General features: G+C 72.1%; 25 protein-coding genes. 9 read left to right on the top strand and 16 right to left on the bottom strand.

Translation table 11 applies throughout. The features are described 5' to 3' along the window. The first annotated feature begins 5 nt into the window (after nt 1-5). Nucleotides 6-1,064, top strand: a complete 1,059-nt coding sequence (locus OHB21_RS30075) for a ferredoxin--NADP reductase (RefSeq protein ID WP_195124309.1) — start codon at nt 6-8, stop codon at nt 1,062-1,064. 169 nt (nt 1,065-1,233) lie between these two features. Beyond that, on the top strand, nt 1,234-1,701 hold the full coding sequence (locus tag OHB21_RS30070; RefSeq protein ID WP_067514549.1) for an RDD family protein: 468 nt from the start codon (nt 1,234-1,236) through the stop codon (nt 1,699-1,701). Between the two features lie 71 nt (nt 1,702-1,772). Here the strand turns inward: OHB21_RS30070 and OHB21_RS30065 are convergent, their stop codons facing one another. Together OHB21_RS30065 and OHB21_RS30060 are read right to left on the bottom strand one after the other, a co-directional pair. Beyond that, complete coding sequence (locus OHB21_RS30065; RefSeq protein WP_067514547.1) at nt 1,773-2,225, bottom strand: hypothetical protein; 453 nt, start codon at nt 2,223-2,225, stop codon at nt 1,773-1,775. Between the two features lie 23 nt (nt 2,226-2,248). After that, nucleotides 2,249-3,457, bottom strand: a complete 1,209-nt coding sequence (locus tag OHB21_RS30060) for an alcohol dehydrogenase catalytic domain-containing protein (protein ID WP_195124308.1) — start codon at nt 3,455-3,457, stop codon at nt 2,249-2,251. 271 nt (nt 3,458-3,728) lie between these two features. Between OHB21_RS30060 and OHB21_RS30055 the strand changes: the two genes are divergently transcribed. Further along, complete coding sequence (locus OHB21_RS30055) at nt 3,729-4,328, top strand: hypothetical protein (RefSeq protein WP_067514540.1); 600 nt, start codon at nt 3,729-3,731, stop codon at nt 4,326-4,328. Nucleotides 4,329-4,574: 246 nt separating this feature from the next. On the opposite strand, the gene OHB21_RS30050 is transcribed toward OHB21_RS30055, so the two are convergent. From OHB21_RS30050 to OHB21_RS30020, 7 genes are all read right to left on the bottom strand, one after another. After that, nucleotides 4,575-5,306 (bottom strand): anti-sigma factor, encoded by a 732-nt coding sequence (locus OHB21_RS30050; RefSeq protein WP_067514538.1) that lies wholly within the window; start codon nt 5,304-5,306, stop codon nt 4,575-4,577. Continuing rightward, nucleotides 5,299-5,955, bottom strand: coding sequence for an ECF RNA polymerase sigma factor SigK (gene sigK, locus OHB21_RS30045; RefSeq protein WP_195124307.1), 657 nt, complete (start codon nt 5,953-5,955; stop codon nt 5,299-5,301). Before sigK ends, OHB21_RS30050 begins: the two co-directional genes overlap by 8 nt. Nucleotides 5,956-6,101: 146 nt before the next feature. Next, entirely contained in the window at nt 6,102-6,899 is a 798-nt protein-coding gene (locus tag OHB21_RS30040; RefSeq protein WP_067514534.1) for a DUF1295 domain-containing protein, read from the bottom strand. Continuing rightward, nucleotides 6,896-8,179 carry a class I SAM-dependent methyltransferase gene (locus OHB21_RS30035; protein ID WP_195124306.1) on the bottom strand — a complete coding sequence of 428 codons (1,284 nt, stop codon included), beginning with the start codon at nt 8,177-8,179 and terminating at the stop codon, nt 6,896-6,898. Before OHB21_RS30035 ends, OHB21_RS30040 begins: the two co-directional genes overlap by 4 nt. Beyond that, a complete protein-coding gene (locus OHB21_RS30030; protein WP_084537160.1) occupies nt 8,176-9,456 on the bottom strand; it encodes a class I SAM-dependent methyltransferase in 1,281 nt (426 codons plus the stop codon). The genes OHB21_RS30035 and OHB21_RS30030 overlap by 4 nt, the downstream gene beginning before the upstream one ends. Continuing rightward, nucleotides 9,432-10,199, bottom strand: coding sequence for a DUF1365 domain-containing protein (locus tag OHB21_RS30025; RefSeq protein WP_067501142.1), 768 nt, complete (start codon nt 10,197-10,199; stop codon nt 9,432-9,434). The genes OHB21_RS30030 and OHB21_RS30025 overlap by 25 nt, the downstream gene beginning before the upstream one ends. Then, nucleotides 10,196-11,557, bottom strand: coding sequence for an NAD(P)/FAD-dependent oxidoreductase (locus OHB21_RS30020; protein ID WP_067501145.1), 1,362 nt, complete (start codon nt 11,555-11,557; stop codon nt 10,196-10,198). The genes OHB21_RS30025 and OHB21_RS30020 overlap by 4 nt, the downstream gene beginning before the upstream one ends. 360 nt (nt 11,558-11,917) lie before the next feature. On the opposite strand from OHB21_RS30020, the gene OHB21_RS30015 reads away from it, so the two are divergent. The 3 genes from OHB21_RS30015 to OHB21_RS30005 all read left to right on the top strand — a co-directional run bounded on the left by OHB21_RS30015 (nt 11,918) and on the right by OHB21_RS30005 (nt 13,167). Continuing rightward, complete coding sequence (locus OHB21_RS30015) at nt 11,918-12,580, top strand: sigma-70 family RNA polymerase sigma factor (protein ID WP_067501148.1); 663 nt, start codon at nt 11,918-11,920, stop codon at nt 12,578-12,580. Continuing rightward, nucleotides 12,577-12,867 carry an RskA family anti-sigma factor gene (locus OHB21_RS30010; protein ID WP_195124305.1) on the top strand — a complete coding sequence of 97 codons (291 nt, stop codon included), beginning with the start codon at nt 12,577-12,579 and terminating at the stop codon, nt 12,865-12,867. The genes OHB21_RS30015 and OHB21_RS30010 overlap by 4 nt, the downstream gene beginning before the upstream one ends. Nucleotides 12,868-12,957: 90 nt before the next feature. Beyond that, nucleotides 12,958-13,167, top strand: coding sequence for a hypothetical protein (locus OHB21_RS30005; RefSeq protein ID WP_067501154.1), 210 nt, complete (start codon nt 12,958-12,960; stop codon nt 13,165-13,167). 252 nt (nt 13,168-13,419) lie between these two features. Here the strand turns inward: OHB21_RS30005 and OHB21_RS30000 are convergent, their stop codons facing one another. Continuing rightward, entirely contained in the window at nt 13,420-14,577 is a 1,158-nt protein-coding gene (locus OHB21_RS30000) for a PucR family transcriptional regulator (RefSeq protein ID WP_195124304.1), read from the bottom strand. A 228-nt stretch (nt 14,578-14,805) separates the two neighbouring features. Between OHB21_RS30000 and OHB21_RS29995 the strand changes: the two genes are divergently transcribed. Then, nucleotides 14,806-17,070 (top strand): ATP-binding protein, encoded by a 2,265-nt coding sequence (locus OHB21_RS29995; protein WP_067501161.1) that lies wholly within the window; start codon nt 14,806-14,808, stop codon nt 17,068-17,070. Between the two features lie 7 nt (nt 17,071-17,077). Here OHB21_RS29995 and OHB21_RS29990 read toward each other — a convergent pair whose 3' ends face one another. Continuing rightward, entirely contained in the window at nt 17,078-17,758 is a 681-nt protein-coding gene (locus tag OHB21_RS29990; protein WP_195124303.1) for a cutinase family protein, read from the bottom strand. 187 nt (nt 17,759-17,945) lie between these two features. Continuing rightward, the gene (locus OHB21_RS29985) at nt 17,946-18,359 is read right to left on the bottom strand and encodes a VOC family protein (protein ID WP_067501167.1); all 414 of its coding nucleotides are present in this window, start codon (nt 18,357-18,359) and stop codon (nt 17,946-17,948) included. 169 nt (nt 18,360-18,528) lie between these two features. Between OHB21_RS29985 and OHB21_RS29980 the strand changes: the two genes are divergently transcribed. Both OHB21_RS29980 and OHB21_RS29975 read left to right on the top strand, forming a co-directional pair. Next, the gene (locus tag OHB21_RS29980) at nt 18,529-18,741 is read left to right on the top strand and encodes a hypothetical protein (protein WP_067501170.1); all 213 of its coding nucleotides are present in this window, start codon (nt 18,529-18,531) and stop codon (nt 18,739-18,741) included. Between the two features lie 283 nt (nt 18,742-19,024). Further along, the gene (locus OHB21_RS29975; RefSeq protein ID WP_195124302.1) at nt 19,025-19,375 is read left to right on the top strand and encodes a hypothetical protein; all 351 of its coding nucleotides are present in this window, start codon (nt 19,025-19,027) and stop codon (nt 19,373-19,375) included. 44 nt (nt 19,376-19,419) lie between these two features. On the opposite strand, the gene OHB21_RS29970 is transcribed toward OHB21_RS29975, so the two are convergent. The 4 genes from OHB21_RS29970 to OHB21_RS29955 all read right to left on the bottom strand — a co-directional run bounded on the left by OHB21_RS29970 (nt 19,420) and on the right by OHB21_RS29955 (nt 23,562). After that, the gene (locus OHB21_RS29970; RefSeq protein ID WP_113975015.1) at nt 19,420-20,625 is read right to left on the bottom strand and encodes a Dyp-type peroxidase; all 1,206 of its coding nucleotides are present in this window, start codon (nt 20,623-20,625) and stop codon (nt 19,420-19,422) included. After that, nucleotides 20,618-21,163: a copper chaperone PCu(A)C gene (locus OHB21_RS29965; RefSeq protein ID WP_067501184.1), complete on the bottom strand. Its 546-nt coding sequence runs from the start codon at nt 21,161-21,163 to the stop codon at nt 20,618-20,620. The genes OHB21_RS29970 and OHB21_RS29965 overlap by 8 nt, the downstream gene beginning before the upstream one ends. Nucleotides 21,164-21,687: 524 nt before the next feature. Next, nucleotides 21,688-22,218: a hypothetical protein gene (locus OHB21_RS29960; protein WP_067501190.1), complete on the bottom strand. Its 531-nt coding sequence runs from the start codon at nt 22,216-22,218 to the stop codon at nt 21,688-21,690. Between the two features lie 558 nt (nt 22,219-22,776). Beyond that, nucleotides 22,777-23,562: an SGNH/GDSL hydrolase family protein gene (locus tag OHB21_RS29955; protein ID WP_067502036.1), complete on the bottom strand. Its 786-nt coding sequence runs from the start codon at nt 23,560-23,562 to the stop codon at nt 22,777-22,779. Nucleotides 23,563-23,603: the final 41 nt, after the last annotated feature.

Here is a 23,603-nt window from a genome sequence, read left to right as displayed (position 1 = left end):
CCGCCATGACCGATCTCGCGACCCGGGCCACCACCGCCAACGCGCACGTCCACACCCTCGAGATCGTCGAGGTCATCGTGGAGACCGCGCGGGCGCGCTCGCTGGTGTTCGCGGTGCCCGACGAGCTGGCGCACCGGTTCCGCTACCACCCCGGTCAGTTCCTCACCCTCGAAATCCCCGGCGCCGGCGGCGATTCCATGGCGCGCTGCTACTCGCTGTCGAGTTCCCCGCACCTGGACGACACCCTCGTCGTGACCGTCAAGCGCGTCGAGGGCGGCTACGCCTCGAACTGGTTGTGCGACAACGCCGTACCCGGGATGAGCTTGCGCGTGCTCACGCCCTCGGGGGTGTTCGTGCCGAAATCGCTGGACGCCGACCTCTTGCTGCTCGCGGCGGGCAGCGGCATCACCCCGGTGATGTCGATCGCCAAGTCCGCGTTGCTCGGCGGCTCGGCCACCGTGTACGCGCTCTACGCCAACACCGACGCCGAATCGGTGATCTTCGGGGCCGAACTCGCCGAGATGACGGTCGAATTCCCCGACCGGTTCCAGGTCGTGCACTGGCTGGAATCCGAGCGCGGCAGGCCGTCCGCGGCGGCGCTGGCCGGGCTGATCGCGCCGTACCGGGCCTATCGGGCGTACGTGTGCGGCCCCGAGCCGTTCATGGCGGCGAGCCGGGCGGCGCTGCGGGCGATCGGCATGCCGGACAACCACGTCCACGTGGAGAAGTTCCGCTCGCTCACCGGGGACCCGTTCGCCGATATCGTCCGGCCCGAGGGCGGGGGCGCGGCGGCCTCCGCGACCGTGGCACTCGACGGCCAGACGATCGACCTGGAGTGGCCGCGCGGCACACCCTTGCTGGATGTGTTGCTGAGCAACGGTTATGACGCGCCGTATTCCTGCCGGGCGGGGGAGTGCAGCGCGTGCGCGTGCACGGTGCGGTCCGGCGAGGTACGGATGCTGAAGAACGACACGCTGGTGGACGCCGATCTCGCGCTGGGATTGACGCTGGCCTGCCAGACGATTCCCGTTTCCGAGCGGATCGAGATCGCGTTCGACCAATAGCGGGCGGTGACGAACGCCTGGACCGCAGGTTGCGGGACGTCGAACTGCGGGCCGATACCGGCCGGGCCGTTTCGCGGATTGCCAGAGTATGTGAAATGCTCGCGCTGCCACTGTGTCACGTCGATTCGGACGGCAGGGCTGATGCTTGCAATCGACACGAGGAGGAACGATGACCGCAGGTGGATACGACCCGAATCTCGGCAAGCTGGGGGTGAACCCGGCCGGTATCGGCAGCCGGGCGGGCGCCAGGTTCATCGACTGGATCATCGCCGGCATCGTCGGCGCGATCATCTTCTGGCTACTGGACCGGGCCACTGATCTACCGCAGTGGGTCAGCGTCCTGCCCGGCGCCGGATTCGGCTTCCTGTACTTCGTGTTCTTCGAGGTGCTCACCGGCTCCACCCCGGGCAAGAAGGTGCTCGGCCTGCACGTCAACGGTTCCGGCGGCGCCCCGAAGCCGAACATCAAGGACTCGGCGCTGCGCAACGCCTACATGCTGCTGAACCTGATCCCCTGGGTCGGCGGCCTGCTCTGGTTCATCGCCGCCATCGCCATCGCGGTGACCGTCAGCTCCAGCCCGACCAAACAGGGCTGGCACGACAACCTCGCGGGCGGCACCCAGGTCATCAAGGACTGACCGGCGCGGACCACTCTCCGGCCCCTCGAACCTGCGGGATCGAGGGGCCGGAGCGCGTTGCGGGCCCGTGCTCAGCCGCCCATGCCGACCAACGCGCCCGCCAGGTCCTCGGTGCCGAGGGCATCGAGCGCGTTCTGGCGCACGTCGGGGCAGGCCTGAGTGGTGACGTCGTCCACGATCGTTTTGTCGCGCAGGATCTCGTCGTTGAGGCCGTCGTTGCGCGCCGCCCAGTTCTGGACGGTGCCGTTGAAGCTCACCCGGGCCACGGCCGTGCCCTGGTCGCGCCAGGTGTCCACTTCCGAGCCGATCATGTCGCACAGCTGCTGCGCGGCGGCGGGCGTGATCTCGGGCTGCTCGCCCGGCGAGGTGGTGGTGTCCGTGTCCGGCGCGGTGGTGAGTGGCGAGGTGGCGGGCATCGTGGGCATCGGATCATCGGCGGTGTCGTCGGTACATCCGGCGAGCACGAGTCCGCCGAGCGCGAGCCCGGCCACGATCGCGCGGACAGGGGTTCGGTAGGTGGGCATGGGGTCCTCCTCAGCGAGCGGTGTCACATCGGGACGACGGTCTTCAGCCAGCCGTCGTCGCGGCGGTCGAACGCCGCGTAGGCGTCGACCATGGACAGTGGTTCGGCGTGCCGGGTGATGAAGCGACGCGGGTCGATATCGCCGCGCGCGACGCGTTGCAGCAGACCGGGGATGTAGCGGTGGTGGTTGCAGTTCCCGGCCTGGACGGTCAGGTTCCGGTTGACGGTCACCCCGAGGGGATAGCGGTCGAACCCCGGCGGATACACGCCGATGATCCCGACCGAGCCGGCCTTGGCGACCATGCCGGTGGCCCAGCGCGCGGCCAGGCTCGGCGCGTCGCCCACGAGCCACGGCCCGCCCTCGGTGTTCCCCTCCGGCGCGGCCACCCGCCGTTCCTCCTCGAACGTCTCGGCGCCGACGGGCAGGGCGTCGGCGGCCGGCCCGGCACCGGGCGCCTGCGCGTCCACGCCGACGGCCTCGATCACCCGGTCGGCGCCGATCCCGCCGGTGAGGTCGCGAACGGTCTCGACCGGATCCTCGTCGTGGAAGTTGATCGGTTCGGCGTTCTGGGCGCGCGCCGTCGCCAGCCGGTCGGGCAGGCCGTCCACCACCAGCACCCGGGCGGCCCCTTGGCGCTTCGCGGCGGCGATCGCGCACTGGCCCACCACGCCCGCGCCGAGCACGGCGACGGTGTCGCCCTCGCCGACCTGGGCCAGACGCGCGCCGAACCAGCCGGTGGGCAGCACATCGGACACCATGACGGCCTCGTCGTCGGTGACGCCGTCGGGGACCCGCACCAGGGTGTTGGTGGCGTGCGGGATCCGCGCCGCCTCGGCCTGCAACCCGTCGACGGGGCCGGTGCCCTCGGGGCCGCCGAAGAAGCTGGTGCCGGCCTGCGGGCCGTTCGGGTTGGCGACGTCGCACTGCGCGGGATACCCGCTGCGGCAGTACGCGCAGTATCCGCAGGAGATGGTGGAACACACCACCACCCGGTCGCCGACCGCGAAACCGCGTACGGCGGAACCGGTTTCGATCACGACGCCGACGGCCTCGTGGCCGAGGACGGTACCCGCCCGCATCCCGGGCACGGTGCCGCGGACCAGATGCAGGTCGGTGCCGCAGATCGCCGAGGTGGTGATCTGGACGATGGCGTCGGTGGATTCCTCGATCTTGGGATCGGGCACGTCGTCGAGGCGGATATCGCCCACGCCGTGCCACACGATAGCTTTCATACGAGCACCTCCTGCCGTGCCCCTACCCGGCATCGGGGAGGCGAAACCGCAGCCGGAGGCGTCGACCGGGTATCGCCCGGATATGCGGAATCGGCGTGAACCTACGCTTCCGGAACTTACGCCACCGAATGTATTCCGCGTCACTCCCGCATGCGGCCGGGTATTCGCGAAACCGCCCGTACCAGTAATTGTCTCGTTCCGTCGCCGGGCCGAACGGGGCCCGCCGACGTGCTAGGGTGCCCCTGGTCAAATGCTCGGAAGTCGGAGTCGCATGCGTACGGAGAACATCAACAGAAAACTCAAACTGCACGAAGAGCGCAGGGCGACGGATCGGCTTCCCGAACAATTGCAGGGCTTCGAGATCGTCGAATTCGTTCGCGAAGACGAGTTTTCACCGGAACTGCTGAAATCGCTGGCGGAATTCACCGGCGGCGCCGTCGCGCCGCATTCCCGGATCTACCGCAACGCGCAGGCGCATCGCATCGACGAGTGGGTGCTGGCCCTGCTCACCCGCGCCCGCATCGGCGAGCGCCTCTACCTGCGCACCGGCCTCGAGTACTTCCCGTGGGTCGACTGCCGGGTGGTGGACCACCGCTGGTTGGAGTCGCTGCGCCGGGTGTTCGGTCCCGACCAGGCCTTCATCGCCCACGACAAGTACTCGGCGGCGGCCACGGTCGGCGCGCAGTACGAGGTGCTGGGCTACGTGGCCCCCGAGGACCTGGCCCACGCGCCGCTGCCCGACCCCGAGCCGGCGGGCTCCGACGCGCCCACCAGCCTCCTCCCGGCGCTCGGCGACATGGTCGCGCCGGACGCCGAGACCGAGCTGATCCGGCGCATCGAGCCGCTGCCCGCCGGCGACGACCCGACCTGATCCGCCACTCGGTACGGCCCGGTGCGGGCGGCGGCTATCGGCGTCGTCCAGTCCGACCCAGCACCGCGCTTCAGCCGCACGCCCGGTGCGAGCCGGCGCCTGCCGAACCCGGTCAGCACACCGACGACCGGGGGTTCGGCGCGACCGAGATCGCGCGCCGGGAAGGCGATCGGGCGGGCGCGGTCTCAGAGTCCGGCCGGATGGGATCAGGGCTTCAGATGGTGGTCCGGCGTGGCGATGGGCCGCTCAGTCGAATGTCACGGCCACCACGGGATCGGAGGTGGGCTGGGGTGAGCCGCCCGCCGGTTCGACCGAGACGGCCAGGGTGCGGGCGTCCTCGACGGGCATGACGAGCGGGTCGTCTGCCGACGGCAACGCGTCGAGCACCGCCGCCGAGCGCGGGGTCCCGTCGGCCGGAATCAGCCATACCTGGTAGGTCCGGCCCTCGGGGGCGGTGGCTACGGCGTCGAACGCCACGGTGGCCGCGCCCAGCGCCCGCGAACTGTTGACGGTGAGCGTGCCGCCACCGGTGACGGGCGCGATGTCGGCTTCGACGTCGTCCTGCGCGATCACCTCCGCGGCGGTGAGGGTGCCGGGTTCGGTGGATTCGATGCGGGACAACGCGATTCCCACGCCCACCGCCACCGCGACCAGCACGGCGGCGGCCGCCGCGAGCCAGCGCAGGGCCGGCGGGCGCCGCGCGGGCGCGACGTCCTCCTCGTCGGCCTCGGCCTGTTCGTCGAGCGCGCGCAGCAACGCGGCCTCCACGTTGGGAGGTGCGGGCACGGCGTCGACCATGGTGATAGAGGCGAGGGTTTCGCGCAGGTCGCGGACGGTCGCGCGGAACGCCGCCGCCGTCTCCTCGTCGGCTCGTTCCAGCAGGTGCTCGACGGCGCGCCGGTCGGCGTCGGGCAGCGCGTCGAGCGCGTACGGGTAGGCGAGGTCGAGCAACTCGTCGTGGGAATGGATGTCAGGCATCGGCCACCGATCCTGCCAGGCAGGTCTGCAACCGCTTCAGACCGTCCCGGATGCGGGTCTTCACCGTATTCAACGGGATACCGAGATGGTCGGCCACCTGGGCGTAGGTGCGGCCGCCGTAGTAGGCCAGGGCGAGGGTTTCGCGCTGGGTGTCGGTGAGCGTGCCGAGGCAGTCGACCACCGCGCGCTCATCGGAGCGCTGCCCGACGGTCTCGGCGACGATGTCGTGGTCGCGGCCCAGGTTGCGGTGGCCGTACGCGAGATCGCGAGTGCTGGCGGAGGATTCGACGCGGACCCGGTCGACGGCGCGGCGGTGGGTGAGCATCATGAGCCAGCCGATCGGACTGGCCAGCGCGCCGTCGTACTGCTCGGCCGCGTTCCACACGTAGAGGTAGATCTCCTGGGTGATCTCCTCCGCGGCCGCGGGCTTGCGCAGGATGCGCAGCGCCAGGCCGAATACGCGGTCGTGGGTGGAGCGGTAGAACTCGGTGAAGGCGTCCCGGTCGCCGGTGGCGATCTCGGCGAGCAGCGCCGCGAGCCGCCGCATGACCGCGGGGTCGGCGCCGGGCCGCTCGGCGGGGCAGGAATCGGCCGGGCCGCGCGCCTCGGCGCGGCCGGTGTCGGCCGAGTGGCGGGGTTCGTTCCCCATAGTGTGGTGTCTCCGTAGGTCGAGGTAGCTCGGCGGTGACTCGGGTGCCGTCGCGACGGCGGGCTTGCTGGCGGCTCGGGTCCGTCCTCCTTGGCAGACTACTGGCGTTCGGTGCCGGATGACCGCCACTTCGGCCACCGTGCTGGTCACGGCCGGCTCCGGCGGGGCGGGCGCGGGAAGAAGTACGCGGTGCGGCGCTGGTACTCGCGGTAGCCGGGGCGTTCGGCCATGTGCTCTTCGAGCAGCCGAGCGCCGGTGCCCTGGACCAGCACGTATGTCATGAGCAGCGGAGCGAAGACGGTCAGGGCGCCCGGCCAGGCGGCCGCCGCGACGAGCCAGAGGCCCCACCAGACGCAGGCGTCGCCGAAATAGTTCGGGTGGCGCGTCCACGCCCACAGCCCGCGATCCATCACGGTGCCGCGGTGGCGCGGATCGGCGCGGAAGCGGGCCAGTTGCCGGTCGCCCACCGCCTCGAAGACGAACCCGATCAGCCAGACCAGCACACCGGCGACCACGAGGAGCCGGACCACGCCCGACACCGGACCCGTGACCGCCGCCACCTGGAGGGGGAGCGAGATCACCCACTGCGCGAGCCCCTGGGTGAGGAAGATACGGCGCACCACCACGCCCGCCGAATGCCCGTGCCGATCCAGCAGGGCGGTGTAGCGTGGGTCCTCGCCGTGCCCGGCCGTGCGCCGGTGCATGTGCAGGCTCAGCCGCAGACCCCACACCGCGACCAGGACGAGCAGCAGGACGCGACGTTCGACCGGCGCGGTCCCGAGGAGGGCGGCGAGCGCGGCGACCACCACGAAGCCCAGCCCCCACACCACGTCCACCACGTTGTAGCGGCCGATCCGGCGCGCCACCGCGAAGGTGACAGCCTGGAGCGCGGCGAGCCCCAGCAGGGACGCGGCGGCGAGGACGAGGGCCGACGAAACGTTCACGACGCCACCACCCGTTCCGCACACGCAGCCCGGTCGCCGCGCGGGCCACCCGGGCGGCGCAGCAGGATCTGGTCCACGCCCATCCGCCCTTCGGCGAACGCGAGCGCACCGCCCGCCAGATACAGCCGCCAGGTGCGGGCCCCTTCGACGCCGAGCAGTGCGACGGCCTCGTCCCAGCGTTCCTCCAGGCGCCGCGACCAGTCCCGCGCGGTCCACACGTAGTGCTCCCGCAGCGCCTGCACGTCGCGCGTCTCGAAGCCGGCGTCCTCCAGCAGCGACACCGTGTCGCCCACCGGGCGCATGGCCATATCGGGGGCGATGAACGATTCGATGAAGGGCCCGCCGCCGGGGTGCCGTCCGCGCCGCGACATCTGTTGCACGAGGACGGGCGCGCCCGGCGCGGCGGCCGCGAACAGCGCGCGGGCGTAGCGCGGGTAATGGCGTTGTCCCACATGCTCGCCCATCTCCAGGGAGGCGACGGCGTCGAAGCCGGTGCCGTCGAAGTCGCGGTAGTCGAGCAGCCGGACTCGGACGCGGTCGCCGAGTCCGCGTTCGGCGACGCGGTGTTCGACGTAGCGCTGCTGTTCGCGTGAGAGGGTGATGCCCTCCGCCCGCGCGTCGTAGTGCTCGGCCGCGTGGAGCAGCAGCGCGCCCCAGCCGCAGCCGACGTCGAGGAGCCGCGCGCCGGGGGTGAGACCCAGCTTGCCGCACACCAGGTCCAGCTTGTCGCGCTGCGCGTCGGCGAGGCCGTAGCCGGGATCGGCGGGCGTTCCTGGGACGTTGCGGGTGTAGTAGCCGCACGAGTACGCCATCGACGGGTCCAGTACCAGCGCGTAGAAATCGTTGGACGCGTCGTAGTGGTGGCTGATGGCGGCGCGGTCGCGGGACGGCCGGTGCCGCGGGCCGCGCAGCCGCACCTGGGTGGACGGCGCGCGCGGGGGAGCGCCGAGCCCGGCGAGGCGGGCGGCGGTGACCGCGAGGCGGGCCACCTCGAGCGGTCGGAGCCCGGGGATGCGGCGGTCCCGCACCGTGCGCCAGGCCAGGGCGAGGGCATCGGTGAGGTCGCCCTCGACGTCGATCGCGCCGGTGATGTAAGCCTGCGCGGCACCGAGTTCGCCAGGGTGCCAGAGGATTCGGCGCAGCGCCTCGGGACGGTTCACCCGGATCACCGGTGCGTCGTCCGGTCCCGCGGCGCTGCCGTCCCAGGCGATCAGGCGCACCGGCAGCGGCCCGCGCAGCAGCGGGCGCAGGGCGTTCTCGAGGCGAGGGGCGACGCTCACCGGTGCTCCTCCGGACGGTCCAGCACGAACTGCGCGACATCGAGGTATCCGGAGCGGAACCCGGCCTCGGAGTACGCGAGGTAGAACTGCCACAGGCGGCGGAATCGGCTGTCGAAGCCGAGGTCCGCGACCCGGGCGGCGTGGGCGTCGAAGCGTTCCCGCCACAGTCGCAGTGTCTCGGCGTAGTGCGGGCCGAAGTCGAACCGGTCTCGGACCCGTAACCCGGTGTGCGCGTGGGCTGTTCGTTCGATCGCCGCCACGGAGGGCAGGAAACCGCCGGGGAAGATGTACTTCTGGATCCAGGTGTAGGTGCGCCGGGTGGCGAGCATACGGTCGTGCGGCATGGTGATGGCCTGGAGCGCGACCCGCCCGCCCGGGGCGAGCAGCCGGTCCAGGCACGTGAAATACGTTGCCCAGTGGCGGTATCCGACCGCCTCGATCATCTCGATCGACACGATGGCGTCGTAGGTGCCGCGTATGTCTCGGTAGTCGAGCAGGTCGATGTCGACGATGTCGGCGTGGCCCGCGGCCGCCACCCGGTCGCGCGCCAGGTCGAGTTGGCGGCGCGACAGCGTCACCGAACGCACGATCGCACCGCGCGCGGCGGCCCGGACGCAGAGTTCGCCCCAGCCCGTGCCGATTTCGAGGACCCGGCTGCCCGGCCCGACGCGGGCGGCGTCGAGCAGCCGGTCCATCTTGCGGCGCTGCGCCTCGGCCAGCTCCTCCCAGGTGGCGGTCGCGGAGTCGGCGTCGAACAGGGCGGACGAGTAGGTCATGGTCTCGTCGAGGAAGAGCCCGAACAGCTCGTTCGACAGGTCGTAGTGGTGCTCGATGTGGCCGGGAGCGTTGGCCTGCGTGGCGGTCTCCGTCACCGGCGGCGCGGGCAGCAGCGCCCGGAACCGTTGCAGCGGACGGGGAATCAGCCGGGTCAGAGCCGTGGCCAGCACGGTGAGCACGTCCGCCGGGTCGGGGGAGGTCCACTCGGCGGCCGTGTAGGACTCGCCGAACCCGATGAGGCCGTGGGTGCCGAGGCGGGCGACGAACGCGTCCGGATCGCGAAGGATCATGCGCGGCAACGGTTCCGGGTGCGCGGCGCCGAGGACCGTGCCGTCGGGGAACTCCACGCGCAGCGGTAGCCGCGCCACCGCGCGCCGGAACAGCAGCGCGGCGACATCGGCGCGGAGCCGGGCGCGCGGTCCGCCGGGGACGGGCGGCAGCAGGTCGCCGGTGTGGGTGTCGAGGCAGGAGCTGGTCACGGGGCCGTCCTCAGCGGTGATTCGGCGCGGGGGCGCGGGGTGATCGGCAGCCCGCGCGCCCACAGGGCGATGCCGTGGCGGCGGATGCGGGCCGAGGTGAGCAAGGGCGAGAGCGGGGCGCGGAGGTTGGCGCGCAGCACAGTGCGTGCCGTCACCGGCAGCCGGTGGCCGGTGAGCGCGGCGTGGAACGGGGGCTGCGCGTCCCGGAGCAGGGTGATCCGCAGGTCGAGGGCGTCGGCGGGTTCCGGTAGCCGCAGCCGGTAGCGGCCCTCGACCCGGTGGAACGGGGAGACGTGGAAAGCCTTGTCGATCTCGGCGCGGCCCCGCTTGTCCGGCTGGACGACGTAGGCGTGCCGCTGCCCGTACGTGTTGTGCACTTCGGCGACGACGCAGCGCAGGTCACCGCGCCGATCGTGGCACCAGAACACGGTGAGCGGGTCGAAGACGTAGCCGAACACGCGGGCGTTCATGAGGGCGGTGACCGGCCCGCCGGCGTCATGGATGCCGTGGGCGGCGAGGACAGCATCGACCCGAGCGCGCAGGTCGTCGGGGCGGCCCCCACCGTGTTGCCGCCGCGACCTACCGGACGGCGGGAAGAGGTGATCCTCGGCGCGGAAGCTTGCCAACGGGCGCAGAAGCAGCGGGACCTTCGGCGGGTGCGCGAGGTCGAAGTACCAGCTGTAGCCGCGATAGTCGAACTCGTGGCGCACGGGAGCGCGGCGCGCGTGGTGGATGCGCGTGAAGTAGAGGGCGGGTTCGGTCATCGCGCCTCCACCGGGGCCGCCGACCGGGGGCAGCCCCTCCCGCGCGCCCGCGAAGGCCCGTCGTCCGCGCGGACGGGGAGGTCGGGTGGAGGGCGGCGCAGGCCGAGGCGTTCGGCGGCGCGCAGGCCGGAGCGCGCGCCGTCCTCGTGGAAGCCCCAGCCGTGGTAGGCGCCCGCGAACACGATCCGGTCGGTGTCGAGGTCGGGGAGACGGCGTTGCGCGGCAACGGATTCGGGGGTGTAGATCGGGTGCTCGTAGGTCATCTCGGCGATCACCCGGGACGGGTCGACCAGGTGCGCGCCGCCGAGCGTGACGAGGAAGCGCCGGTCGCCGATGTGGTCGAGCCCCATCAGCCGGGTGAGGTCGTAGGTGACCACCACGCCGTCCTCGGGGCCGGACGGCACCAGGTAGTTCCATGAAGCGCGCGCCCGCCGCGCCCTCGGCAGCAGCGACTCGTCGGTGTGCAGTTGCGCGGGATTCACCGAGTACGGCATGGCGTTGAGCACGTCGCGGGCGAGGTTCGAGGGCGCCGCCAGCAGGTCGAGAGCCTGCCGGGGATGGGTGGCGATGACGGCGGCGTCGAACCGCCGCGTGCCCGACGGCTCCACGACCACCACGCCCTCCTCGCGTTCGGCGACGGCGAGAACCGTGGCGTTGGTGCGAATTTCGGTGACCGTCTCGGCGATCCTCGCCACGTAACGGGCCGACCCGCCGATCACGGTGCGCCACGTCGGCGAGCCGAACACGGTGAGCATCCCGTGGTGCTCCAGGAACCGGAACAGGTAGTGCGCCGGATACCGCGTGGCCAGGCCGGGTGCGCAGGACCAGACCGCCGCGACGATGGGCGTCACGAAATGGTCGGTGAAGTAGGCGCTGAACCGGTGGCGCGCGAGGAAATCCGCCAGGGTGACGCCATCGTCCGCCCGGCGCACCAGGTCGCGGGCGGCGCGGTGGAAGCGCGGCACCTCGGTCAGCATCCGGAGGTAGCGCGGATCGCGGGCCGTGCGCACCGACGGGAAGAGGCCGGGAAGTCCTCTGGCCCCGGCGTATTCGAGTCCGGTGGCGTCGGCGCGCACCGACATGGACATATCGGTCTCCCGGGTCGCCACGCCGAGTTCGCCGAACAACCACCGCAGCGTGGGGTAGGTCCGGTCGTTGTGCACGAGGAACCCGGAGTCCACGCACACCCGCCGCCCCGGCGCGTACTCGATCTCGTGCGTGTGCGCGTGGCCGCCGAGCCGGGAGTCCTTCTCGTACAACGTCACCCGGTCGTGCCCGGCCAGGAGATAGGCGGCGGTGAGCCCGGCGACACCGCTGCCGATCACGGCGATGTCCCGGGGCGCGGGCAGCGGGGTCACGGTGCCCCCGCTCGGCGTCGCGGTCGGGCCCACGGCGTGCGCGGGACGGGCACACGGCCGGGTGGGGCGTTGTCACGAACTGCTCGCATATCCCCACTTCGATAGGAAACCGCTCGCGGTTTGGCGGCGAGGAGTGTTCTCGGTCACGACCGGACGGCGGAAATGTTCGTCCGGGACCAAACCCCCGGCGTGGTGTGCGCGAAGTCCTGTGCGGTGCCCACCGGATACGTAACCGGGCACCGGACGGGGTTCAGCCGCCCCGTCGCTGGAAGTCACCGGCCGAATCCTCCCGACCTCGGCCGGTGACCCAGGGAGATCGATCCGTGGCCCCGCCCCCCGTCCCGGAGGTAACGAACGATCATGACACCGACGCAGAGCCCGGCCGCGGTGCTGGAGCGCGAGATCCGCCCGGCCGAAGAGGATGCGTCGGATCGCACGGGGCGTGGCGCGCCCACCCGCGACGAGAGCCCGTCGCGGCGTTTCATCGCGCTGGTGCACGCGATCGGCGACGGCGACCGGCGGGCGTTCACCGAGTTCTACCGGCAGACGAGCCACCGCGTCTTCGGGCTGTCGCTGCGGATGACGCGCAACCGCACCGTCGCCGAGGAGATCACCCAGGAGGTCTACCTGCAGGTGTGGTCGTTCGCCGCGCGCTACGACGAGCGGATGTGCGGCCCGGTGGGCTGGCTGATGATGCTGACCCACCGCCGCGCCGTCGACCGCATCCGCTCCGACCGCGCCGCGGGGATGCGCGATGTCGTGTTCGGGTTCGTGCACCTGGGCCGGGAGCACGATGTGGTGAGCGAGACCGTCGAACAGCGTCTCGACGAGCAGGCGGTACTGCGCGGACTCGACGCCCTCACCCCGCTGCAATACGACGCCGTCACCCTCGCCTACTACGGCGGCCTGACCTATGCCGAGGTGGCCGAGAAGCTCGGCGCGCCCCTGCCCACCGTGAAGTCCCGCATCCGCGACGGTCTCGCCCGCCTGGCGGCCGCGCTCGCCGAGGGCGCCCCTCGATGACTCCCGCCGACCTGCTCGACCTCGCCTACCCGTACGCCCTCGACGCGGTGAGCCCGGCCGAACGCGTCGCCATCGAACTGCTCCGCGACCGTGCGGGCCCCTACGCGGCCGCCGAATTCGACGCCGTCGTCGCCACCGTCCACGACATCATGGCCGTCCTCGCGATCCTCGACGCGCACCCGCCGCCGCCCGGCCTCGAACCTCGCCTACTGAACGCCCTCGGCGAGCGCTCCGACCCCTGCCCGGGTCACTGGTGGCGCGGACGCCGGTGGGGATCACCCCTGTGATGTGCGGGCGGGTTAGCCGCGCCGCCACATTGCGGTAACCCGCGCGGGACACAATCTCCGGTGGATGCCCCGCGCGGAAGGAAGGTGGGGGTGGAACCCGACGATCTGGCCGTCCTGGACTTCGCGCTCATCTGGGAGCCGTTCGGGGGACCCGGCACCGAGGACATCTTTGTCACCTTCGGCATGACCGACCAGCAGTTCCGCGTCCACGTGCGCGGCATTCTCACGGCCCCGGGCACCCGCGCCGACCGGCCCCTGCGCACACACGCCCGCGCCGCGCTGCGGTCCTACCTGGTGTGAGATCGGTTGCGCCCGTTACCGTCCGGGCGCGAAATCGCGTGCGCCCGCGTCGGTCTGGTCCAGGTCGCGGCGGCCGCGCGCCGCGCCTACGAGGGCGGTGAGTGGACTGCCGCGGGGCGCCGGCGCATCGTCGCGATCGCTATCGACGGCCCTACGCCGACGCCCAGTGGCGCGGGCCGATCGCAGCGGCGTCGGCGGGGAGGATTCCGGGAGTTCTTCGGGTCGAGCACAGTCAGTCGCCCTGGTGACGGTTCACGCGCAGTCCGTGGCCCACACCGGTTCGAGGTGCGCCGTGTTCGTCCGATGGTCGTACGGGAACGGTGCCGCCGACTGCCGGTAGCTGTGCGCGACGTACGCCGAACGCAGGTACCAGAGTCCGTCGGACTTGCCCGCCTCGAGCCCGGTGAGGGCCGCGATCCGGCGCAGGCGGTAGTCGATCGAGTTGACGTGCAGGTGCAGCAGGCGGCTCGTGCGTTTGCGGTTGAGTCCGGTGGCGATGTGGCAGCCCAGGGTCTCCAGCAGTTCGGGCTGGTCGTCGAGCGGGTCGAGCAGGGCGGCCAGCGTCTCCAGGCCCGGTCCGGGGCGGGTGAGCTGGTACTCCAGTGCCAGATCGCCGAACCGGTGGACGCGGGCCGGGAGGCCCAGGCGCAGGGCGATGTCGAGCATGTCGTGCGCGACGGCGGAGTCGGCGGGGATCTCGGCGGTCGCGGCCCGCAGCGCGACCACCGTGAGCGGCAGCTCGGCGGCGCCGGTGAGCCCGCGCACCAGCATCTCCAGGTCGGCGTCGTCGCAGTCGGCGGCGGGCAGCAGTAGCGTGCCGCCGTCGGCGGAGAGCACGGCGGCGCCGCGGCCCGGGAACTGTCGCGAGAGCTCGAGATCGAGGGCGCGCAACACCCGCCCGGCCCAGACGCGCGGGTCGATGCCGGGGCGCGGCACCGCGGGAAACCGCGGGCGGGCGAGGGCCAGAATCCAGTACTCGTCGGCCAGGTGGCACCCGCACTGGCGCGCCACGGCGGTGGTCGCCGTGCCCGCGAGCAGCGCGGCGGCGAAGGTCCTCGATCCGGGCCGTGGCTGCTCCGGCGCCGCGTCCAGCCTGCGCAGGTAGGCGCCCGAGATCCGTGCGGTGGTCTCGTCCAGCAGGTCGAGCGTGCCGCGCAGTAGATCCAGCGGTTCGGCGTCGCCGGGGTGGGCCGGTGCGGTGCGCAGGCGGGCGCGGATGGCTTCGTGCACCGAGGCCAGCACCGTCTCGAGGGCGACGCCGTGGTCGATCCAGCGCTCCACGGCCTCGTCCAGCAGGTCGTCGGCGGGCACGCCCGGCCCGGCCGCCCGGCGCAGGCACTCCTCGATGGTGGCCTCGACGGACTCGGGGACATCGACGAGGGCGGTGGGTGCGGCGGACATCGGCGCCATGACGGACTCCTCTCAGCTACCTGCGGTTTCAGCGTGCCCGGTGCGAGTCCGCGGCGGTATCGGCATTTCTGCGTAGGCCGGTGCCGTAGGCATCGGCAGCGGTGGCCGGAACCGAGCGCCCGGTTTCGCCCCTGGCGGGGCATGTCGGCGCAGTACGATGCCGTTGCGCCGGCCGCCCGGTGGCCGTGGGCGGTAGGTGTTGCGGGGAGCGAAGGGAGTGCACGGCGCATGACACGCGAGCTGCCCGACGCGGAGCCGACCAGCTATGTCGGCCGCCGCGACGAGGCCGCGGAGGTGCGCCGCCTGCTCGGGGACCGGCGACTGGTCACGCTCACCGGATGCGGCGGCATCGGGAAGACGCGCCTGGCGCGGCGGGTCGCCGGGGAGATCGGGCGCGCCTATCCCGGCGGGGCGGTGTTCGTGGAGCTGGCCGAACTCGCCGACGGCGCGGCGCTCGCCGCCAGCGTGGCCGACCGGCTCGATCTGCGGTTGCGGTCGGGCGAATCGATCACCGGACGGGTGCTCGGGTACCTGCGCGAGCGCCACGTGCTGCTGATCATGGACAACTGCGAGCACGTGCTGATGGCGTGCGCCGAGTTCGTCACCGACGTGCTGGCCGACTGCCCGCGCGTCACGGTGCTGGCGACGTCGCGGCAGTCGCTCGGCGTCCCGGGCGAGCACGTGGTGCGGGTGCCGCCGCTGCCGGTCCCCGCCGACGAGACCGGCACGCCCGCCCGGGCGCGGACCTTCGACGCGGTCCGCCTGTTCGTGGACCGCGCGCGGGCCGCGTCCTCGGAGTTCACCCTCACCGCGGCCAATTGCGCGGACGTGGTGCGGTTGTGCCGGACTCTGGACGGCGTGCCCTTGGCCATCGAATTGGCCGCCGCCCGGATGCGGTCGCTGTCACCGCGCCAGGCGCTGGAGCGGTGGTCGGGGCAGCTGGCCCTGTCGACGGCCGCGAGCCGCACCGGCTCGCCCAGGCAGCAGACGCTGCGCGCGACCCTGGACTGGAGCTACGACCTGTGCACCGAGGTCGAGCGCGCGGTGTGGCGGCGCCTGGCGGCGTTCGCCGGCTCGTTCGCGCTCGATTCCGCCGAGTTCCTGTGCGGCGACACCGCGGCCGTGGTGGTCGACACGATCGACGGATTGGTCGACAAGTCCCTCCTGGAACGCCACGGTGACGCCGTGTTGCGCTACCGGATGCTCGAACCGGTCCGCGAATACGGACTCGAACAGCTGCGCGCGGCGGGGGAGCTGGACGGGGTGGCGCGGCGTCACCGGGATTGGTTCCACCGGGTGGTGCGCGCCGCCGACGACGGCTGGATGAGCGCCGCCCAGCTCGACTGGGTGTGGCGGCTGCGCCGCGACCACGCGGATCTGCTTGTGGGACTGGAGTATTCGCTGAGCGAGCCCGGCGGCGCGGACCTCGCGCTGTCGATGGCGTGCCGGGTGCCGGAGTACTGGACGTTGCGCGGCGCGAACCGGGCCGCCCGCGCCTGGCTCGACCGGGCGCTGGCGGCGGCCTCGCCCGAACACCCGGAGCGCGCGTACGCCGAGGCGGTCGCGGCGTGGCATTCGCTGTGGCTGGCCGACCTCGACGACGCGCACGCGCGCCTGGCCCGCGCCGAAGAGGCGCTCGCCCCCGGCGACGCGCACACCGAGGCGATGATCATGGCGGTGGGCGCGCACGCCGCCAAGATCGTGAACGACAACGCACCCGCCGCGAAGCTCGCGGCGGTGGCGATGGACCGGTTCCGGGAGCTCGGCGATCTCCGGTTCGCGGTGGCGGCGGCGAACCTGCTCGCGCTGGCGACGATCACCACCGACTCCGCCGAGAGCCTGCGCGTGCTGGACGCGGCCGTGGCCGACTGCGAACGGTGCGGCGACACCTACTACCGCGACGTGCTGCTCTTCGCGCTGTGCCTGACGCATCTGGCGCGCGGCGACCACGACGACGCCGAGCGCGCGGCGCGGCAGGGCCTGGCCTCGACGATCCGCCGCGACAGCCGCTTCGGCGACGCCTACCACATCGAATCGCTGTCCTGGATCGCTTGCCTGCGTGGGGAATACGAGCGGTCGGCGCGGCTGTCGGGTGCGGCCGCGTCCTGCTGGGAGATGCTGGGCGCCGACCCGGAGGTGATCCTGGTGGTGCCCTACACCCAGTGCCGCGACGGAAACCTGCGCGCGCTCGGTGACGCCGCCTTCGCCGAGCACTTCGCGGCCGGCCGGGCGATGTCGCTGGACCGGGCGCGCCGCTACGCCCTGGGGGAGGACGAGCCCCCGGCGGCCGAGGCCGAACCGCTCACCGCCAGGGAACTCGAGGTGGCCGAACTGGTCGCGCTGGGCCTGACCAACCGGGAGATCGCGAACCGGCTGGCCATGGCCCATCGCACCGCCGACACCCATGTGCGCAACATCCTCGCCAAACTCGGCATGACCAATCGCGCGCGCATCGCCGCCTGGATCACCGACCGCGTGCGCGAAAAGGCGTGACGAGGGATCAGGTGCGCGCGGCGACGAAGTTCGCGGCGTCGCCCGCGTGGCGCTTGTATTGCAGGTGCACGTTCCAGTTCGAACCGCGCGGATCGCAGACCGGATCGTTGTCGTTGCAGACGTCGAAGGTGCGCTCGGCGTAGGTGCCCGTGACGCGCTTGCCCAGCTCCCGGATCGGGTTGCCGAACAGCAGCACCGCCGCGATCCGCGGCTCCACCGACGCGGGCAGGGTGGCCACGATCGGCCCGCCGACCTTGGCGCCCTCGCTACTGATCCCGAGCGAGTTCACCACCACGTTGGCGCCCTGGGAGTAGCCGACCAGCACGAACTTCTGATCGGGACAGGCCGCGGCCTGGTCGACCACGTGGTCGACCAGATCGCGGTTGCCCGCCTGCACAGATGCCGGTTGGTTCAGCGACGCCGGGTACTCCACCCGGTAGGCGTCGGTGCGGACGTTCAGTTTGTCGTCGATGGCGGCGTAGACGGGATTGCCGACGACGGTGCCGAGCTTGTACCGGCTCAGGAACCCGCCCATCTCGTTGGTGCCGCGCGCCGCGACCACATGGATGTCGCTGCATGCCGGTGCCGCCTGGGCGGTGCTCGCGGTGACTGCGGTGCCGGTGAGCGCGGCGGTCGCGAGCGCGGCCGCGAGGGCTGTGCGCGCGGCCTCGCCCCGAGTGATCGTCATCTGTCCTGCCTTTCGCCGTTGTCGTCGGACGAAAGGGAACGTAAGCGCGGCATTCGGGACGGCGGGGAAGCTTTGGAGGAATCACGAACTCCGGTGCCCGGCGTCCGTGGTGGGTGTGAAATCCCTGGTGGCGGGCGTGGTTCCGGGACCGGAGTCGGGCACGTGGTCGGCGGGCGCGCCCACCCCGCTAGCGCGCGGCGGCGGCCGCGGTGTGCGCGTTGGAGGACAGTTCCCAGACGTGCCCGTCGGGGTCGGAGAAATAGCCCATGTAGCTGCCGTCCTGTTCGGTAGCGGGATGGGGGACCGCACCGCCCGCGGCGGTGGCGCGGGCGAGGATGTCGTCGAGTTCGGCCCGGGTCCCGATGGCGCACGAAATGATGCAGGCTCCCGAGACCGGCCGGACACCGGGCACGCCCGCCCGCGACGCGTAGGCGGCGTATTCGTCGGTGGCGATGAGGAACAGCGAGAGGTTCGGCAATTCGAACGCGAGAATCCCCTCCTCGATCCCCGGCGTCTCGAGCCCGAGCCCGTCACGGTAGAAGCGCAACGATCGTTGCGGGTCGGCGATGGGCAACGACAGCACAGTGGCCACGATCCTCATGCCCCCACGGTATCGCCGAGCGCGATCACCGTGGGCACTCGGGTGCTGCCCCCGGTGCCGTGGGCCGTGGAAACGGGGTCTGGGGGTCGGGGCGGTGCCCGCATAGCGTGATCGGCACTGTCCCGGGTAGTCGGGCCGGACGAATAATCAAGAGTAGAGGGAAGTTTCGATGAAACGATCAATCGCCGCCGCCACGTTCGCCGGTGCGCTCGCGCTCACCCCGGCGGCCACGGCGCACGCCGCGCCCGACGCGGGCACCGCCCCGGCCACTCCGGTGGCGGCGTGCGTCGAGTTCCCGATCGGCGCGCCGGGTGGATGCGACATCATCCAGAACATCCTGCAACTGCTGAGCATGGGCTCGTCCAGCCTCAGCGGCTCGTAGGCGGTGCGTCGGCGCCCCGGTGACCAACCCCGGTCACCGGGGCGCTGGCGTGTTCAGGCCGCGTAGCCGCTGTCACCGGCGCGGCCGCCTGAGCCTGCGGCCAGTTCTCCTGGACCACGGTGTGCGGGTGGCGCACAACGAGTCTCAGGTTCGGTGAGTTCTCCGAGCAGCTTCTGGACGTGCGCCCGCAGCGGTGACCGGACGCGGTGGTCGGTCCGGGATTGCGGTCGGAATAACGACGTTGTGTAGTAGACGGGCCGGAGATCAACTAGCGTGTGGGTTCATGGAATTCGTCTACAACGTCGTGGTCGTCACGCATTTGCTGGGGATGGCCGCTCTGGTCGGCGGGTATGCCGTCGGGCAACCCAAGGTCAACGAGGTGATGGTGTGGGGCGCGCGGGCGCAGATCATCACCGGACTGGTCCTGGTCGGGATGGCCGAATCGATCGGCTCGCTCGACAAGGACCTGAACATGGTGAAGATCGGGGTGAAGCTGATCGTCGCGTTCGCCGTCGCGGCGTTCGCGGAGATGGCGCACGCCGACGCCAAACGCGGTAAGGATGTGCCGTGGATGGCGCACGCCGCGGGCGGACTCGGCATCGTCAACGTCTTCATCGCCGCCCTCTGGTCCTGATCGCGCCCCGGGGCCGGATTCACAGCCCCCGGCCCCGGGGTGGATCAGGATTCGAACAGCGTCTGCCCGAGATAGCCGCCCGGCGCCGCGACGCCGGGCGGGATCACGAAGACCGACGACCCGATCGGCGTCGTCCACACGTTCAACGCGTCGAAGTCGGCCAGCCGTTGCTGCACCGGCACGAACTGCGCGTCCACGTCCCGCTGATACGCGGTGAACAGCAACCCGGAATTCGACGTCGTGCCCGGCGCGGGCGCGTCGTCGTAGTTGTATCCGCGGCGCAGGAACCGTTCCCCGTCGTGGGTATGGCGGGCGCGGGCGATGTGCGAACCGGGCGGGATCACCGGGATGCCGTTGGCGTCCACCGCGGCGAAATCGGGTTCGTCGAACTCGTGGGTGCCGCCCAGCGGTGCGCCGTCGGCGAGCCGGCGGCCGACGGTGAATTCCCGTGCATCCGTGTCGATCTCGTCCCACGTGTCCAGCGTCATCGCGATCCGGCGCAGCACCAGTGAGGTGCCGCCTGCCAGCCACGGTTGCGCCGCGCCGTCGTCCCAGACCAGCCGGTCGAATTCGGACGTGCCCGGGGTCAGGTTCACCGTGCCGTCCACCTGGCCCATCAGGTTGCGCGGGGTCCGGCCCGGCGCCGCGTCCCGGAACCCGCGCTGCACCCAGCGCACCGCGGTGAGCGAGACGACGCTGCGGCACAGCACGCGGACCGCGTGCGCGACCGCCGTCGGCTCCTCCGCGCACACCTGGAGCAGCAGATCACCATCGCTCCACGCCGGGTCGAGCCGGTCCACCGAGAACGGCGGCAGCGGGCGCAGCCACGCGGGCTTGTGGTGCTCGAGCTCGGCCGCCGTGAACGCCCCCGGCCCCAACCCCGCGGTGACGGTGAGCCGCGACGGGCGCTGCGCCAGTTCGGGTTCGGTATCGGCGAGGGCGGGCGCGCCGCGGGTGAGACGTTCGGCGTCGGCGGTCCAGATCTTCAGGATGCCCGCGAGGTCGTCGCGGCCCACGCCGGGGCGCAGGTCCAGGCCGACGAACGCCGCGTGGGTCTGCGGCGCGGTCGCGATGCCGGCCTGGTGCACGCCGTAGAAGGGTTCCGTCGCGAGGGCGGGCGGCGTGGCGGCGGTGTCGCGGCCGGTCAGCGCGAGCGTGCCCGCACCGAGCCCGGCCGCGCCCGCCGCGGCGGCGCCCCCACCCAGGAGACGCCGCCGCGACAGACCTCGCGACGTGCTCGCCTCAGCCACCGTGCGCGGGGGCCGAGCCGGACGCGCCGTGCTCCTCGTCGGGCACGTAGTTCTCCTGGTTGCCCGGGAAGTCGCGCACCTGGGCGGTGAACGTCATCGAGGAGCCGTCGTCGAAGGTCAGCGTGACCGGGGTTTCCGACCCCGTGCGCAGCGGGCCGTTGAGCCCCATGAACATGATGTGATCCGCGCCGGGCCGCAGCGCGAGCGCGCCGTGGGCGGGAATCGTGAAGCCGCCCTTCTTGGGTCGCATCACCTTCGCGCCGCTGTCGTCGGTGACGACCTCGTGCAGTTCGACGGTGGCCGACGCCGGACTGGTCGCGGACACGATGGTGAGATCCCGATCGGCGCCGTTGGCGAGCTCGCCGAACGCCGCCGACATGTCGCTCTCGGCGGCCTTGATCCACTGCTCCCGGATGGTGACCGCGTCGGCGGCCGTGGTGGGGGCGGCGTCGTCGGTGGACGAACAGGCCACGAGGAGAAGGGGAGTGGCGGCCAGGGCGACCGCGGCCCGCCGGAGGCGGGTGAGGGGTGAAGACATGGTGTGCTCCAGTTTCAGGTTGTGCAGGTGGGTGGGGTTCCGCCTGGATTCGCGCGGGGTGGTCCGGGATCGCGCGGGGCTGGCGTTCGGGCGTGAGGTCGCGATCCGGCGGTGGGCGTCGGGCCCTGAACACCGGGTCGCCTTGCCCGCTGTGCGTGCACCGCCGGTCGACGCGGTCGAGAACCCGATCCGGCCTAGGGCTGCGCAGCCCCGGGCGTTGGTCGGCCCGTACCACGCGTTGGTTCGGTGAGACGCAACATCGGGCAGCCCCGGTCCGGACGTCGTCGATTCACGGCCGCGAGGAAGGAGTCGGTGCCCGCGCGCTCGGCTACGTGGTTTGTGCCGATGCGGCCGTGACGGTCCGCGGAACGCGAGACCGTTCGTTGCGCGCCGCTGGTCCGTTGCCGTTGCCGTTGCCGTTGCCGTTGCTTGCGCGCCGCGCTGGGGTGCGCGACGTGCGAGTCTGCGCCGCATGCCGATTCGTTGGCTCGCGTCGAAGAGTCGGCCGGTGGGAGGAAGAGGAACTACACCCTGACCGGTGGACCTCGGGTACCGAGCCCCGAACTGAGAAGCAGGTGTCGCGCGGCGGGCCGAGTGCCCGGCGCGAGGGGAGCTACGGCAAGCGGGACGACCGGCGCACCACTCGCCGCGAGCGCGCGCACCACTCGCCGCACGCTGGAGGCGATCCGCGCGAGCGCCGTCTCCGCGCCACGGATGAGAATCGCGCCGACCGGGATGGCCGCGAGGTGGGCGAGCAGCATCACCGAGGTGGCGTGGGTGCCGTGGTGGTGTTCGGGCGGCAGGGTGAGCGCGGTGTGCGCGACCGCCTGCCCGAGCGCGAGCAGCGCCATGAGCTCGAGGAGCCCGTTGCGGGTCCGCAGTGACCCGACCACCATGCCGACCGCCGCACACGCCCCGATCAACAGCGCCGCCGACGATTCACCGGGCGCCACCACACCCCCGCCGAGCGCGTGCGCCGCCACACTGACCGCCCCGGACGACGCGCCCACGAAGGCACCGCGCCAACGCGCCGCTACCTCCGCCGGTGAATGCACCGGTTCATACTACCGCCCGTCGTAGGGTCGGGCCTGAGTCACCGGTGAGGGGAGCGACCGTGTGCCGCGCGGTGACACCCCTCGCCCCCGGGACAGGCGACTGGCCGGCCTCCACTCGACCGGCACGCGAACAGCTGGCCGGCTCCGAGCGCGGCGGGTTGAACGGCAGACCGGCTGGGAACCATGCCTGACGGACCGTCCTCGGCGCCCGGCGGCACTCGCCGCCTGCGAGCGCCGGTAATTCGCGTGAACTCCGCGCCCGAGCGGAGTAGCGTCCGCCGCCACGGCGCGATGGCAGACCCTCTCGGACGGCCTCCGATGACCGGCGTATTCGAGTCCCGGATCGCCGACGCGCTGGCCGCCCTGCCCGGCGGCCCGACTTCGGCGGGTCCACGAACTCGTCGCCCGCGCATCCGGTGCGAACTCGGCGGCTCACCGACGCGGCTCACGACACACGTGCCTACCGGATCGTCGGCAAGGCCCGCGATGTCACAGTGAGCCGCCGCATGAAGCGCCTCTACTGCCCACCCCACCGCCCGAATTCCGCCCGAATCCCCCTCAACTCGCCGCGAGGGGCCGCAATTCGGGTCGTTTCGGCTCGATCCCCGTCCCCGACGACTGTCCGCGAATCCGCCGCGCCACCCACGGCAGCATGTGGTTGGCGGCCCAGGTGAACTCGGTCGCCAGGATCTCCCGCGCGCCGCGACGGGTCACCGGCAGCGGGTCGCGCCAGGTGGCGTCCGCGCCCGGCACGCCCAGGGTGTCGGCGACGGCGCGGGCGACGAGGTCGTGGCCGAGCGGGCTCAGGTGCAGGCGGTCCTCGGACCAGACCAGCGGGTGGGTGGTGGCGGCGACCGGTTCGAAATCCACGAGCGTGAGCCGGTATTCGGCGGCCAGACGGCGCATCTCGGCGTTCACCTCCCGCACGCGCGGCGACAGCGGTCGCACGAACGGCGCGACGCCGCCGATATCGGGGTAGGTGAACGTCACCACCCGCGCTCCGGTCGCGGTGAGCGCGGCGAACATGGCGTGCAGGTCGGCCAGCAGCGCGGCCCGGTCGAAACGCGGGCGGATGATGTCGTTCATCCCCGCCATGACGGTGACCAGATCGGGCCGCAACGCCAGCGCGGGTTCCAGTTGTTCGGCGCGAATCTGCCCGGCGCGCCTACCCCGGATGGCGAGGTTGGCGTAGCCGAGCGCGGGTGTGCCGGCGCCGAGCAGGGCGGCGAACCGGTCGGCCCAGCCGCGGTGCCCGCCCGCGCCGTCGGGGTCGCCGATGCCTTCGGTCTGGCTGTCGCCGAGCGCGACATAGCGGGCGAAGGGGTATCCGGGTGTCGAGTCCACGGTGTGCTCCTGCGGGTTCGGCTGCGGCGCAGCCACATCCT

Source organism: Nocardia puris (assembly GCF_036051655.1).
GTDB classification, from domain to species: domain Bacteria; phylum Actinomycetota; class Actinomycetes; order Mycobacteriales; family Mycobacteriaceae; genus Nocardia; species Nocardia puris.
The sequence above is the reverse complement of the archived record's forward strand: the minus strand, read 5'-3'. Positions and strand labels throughout refer to the sequence as shown.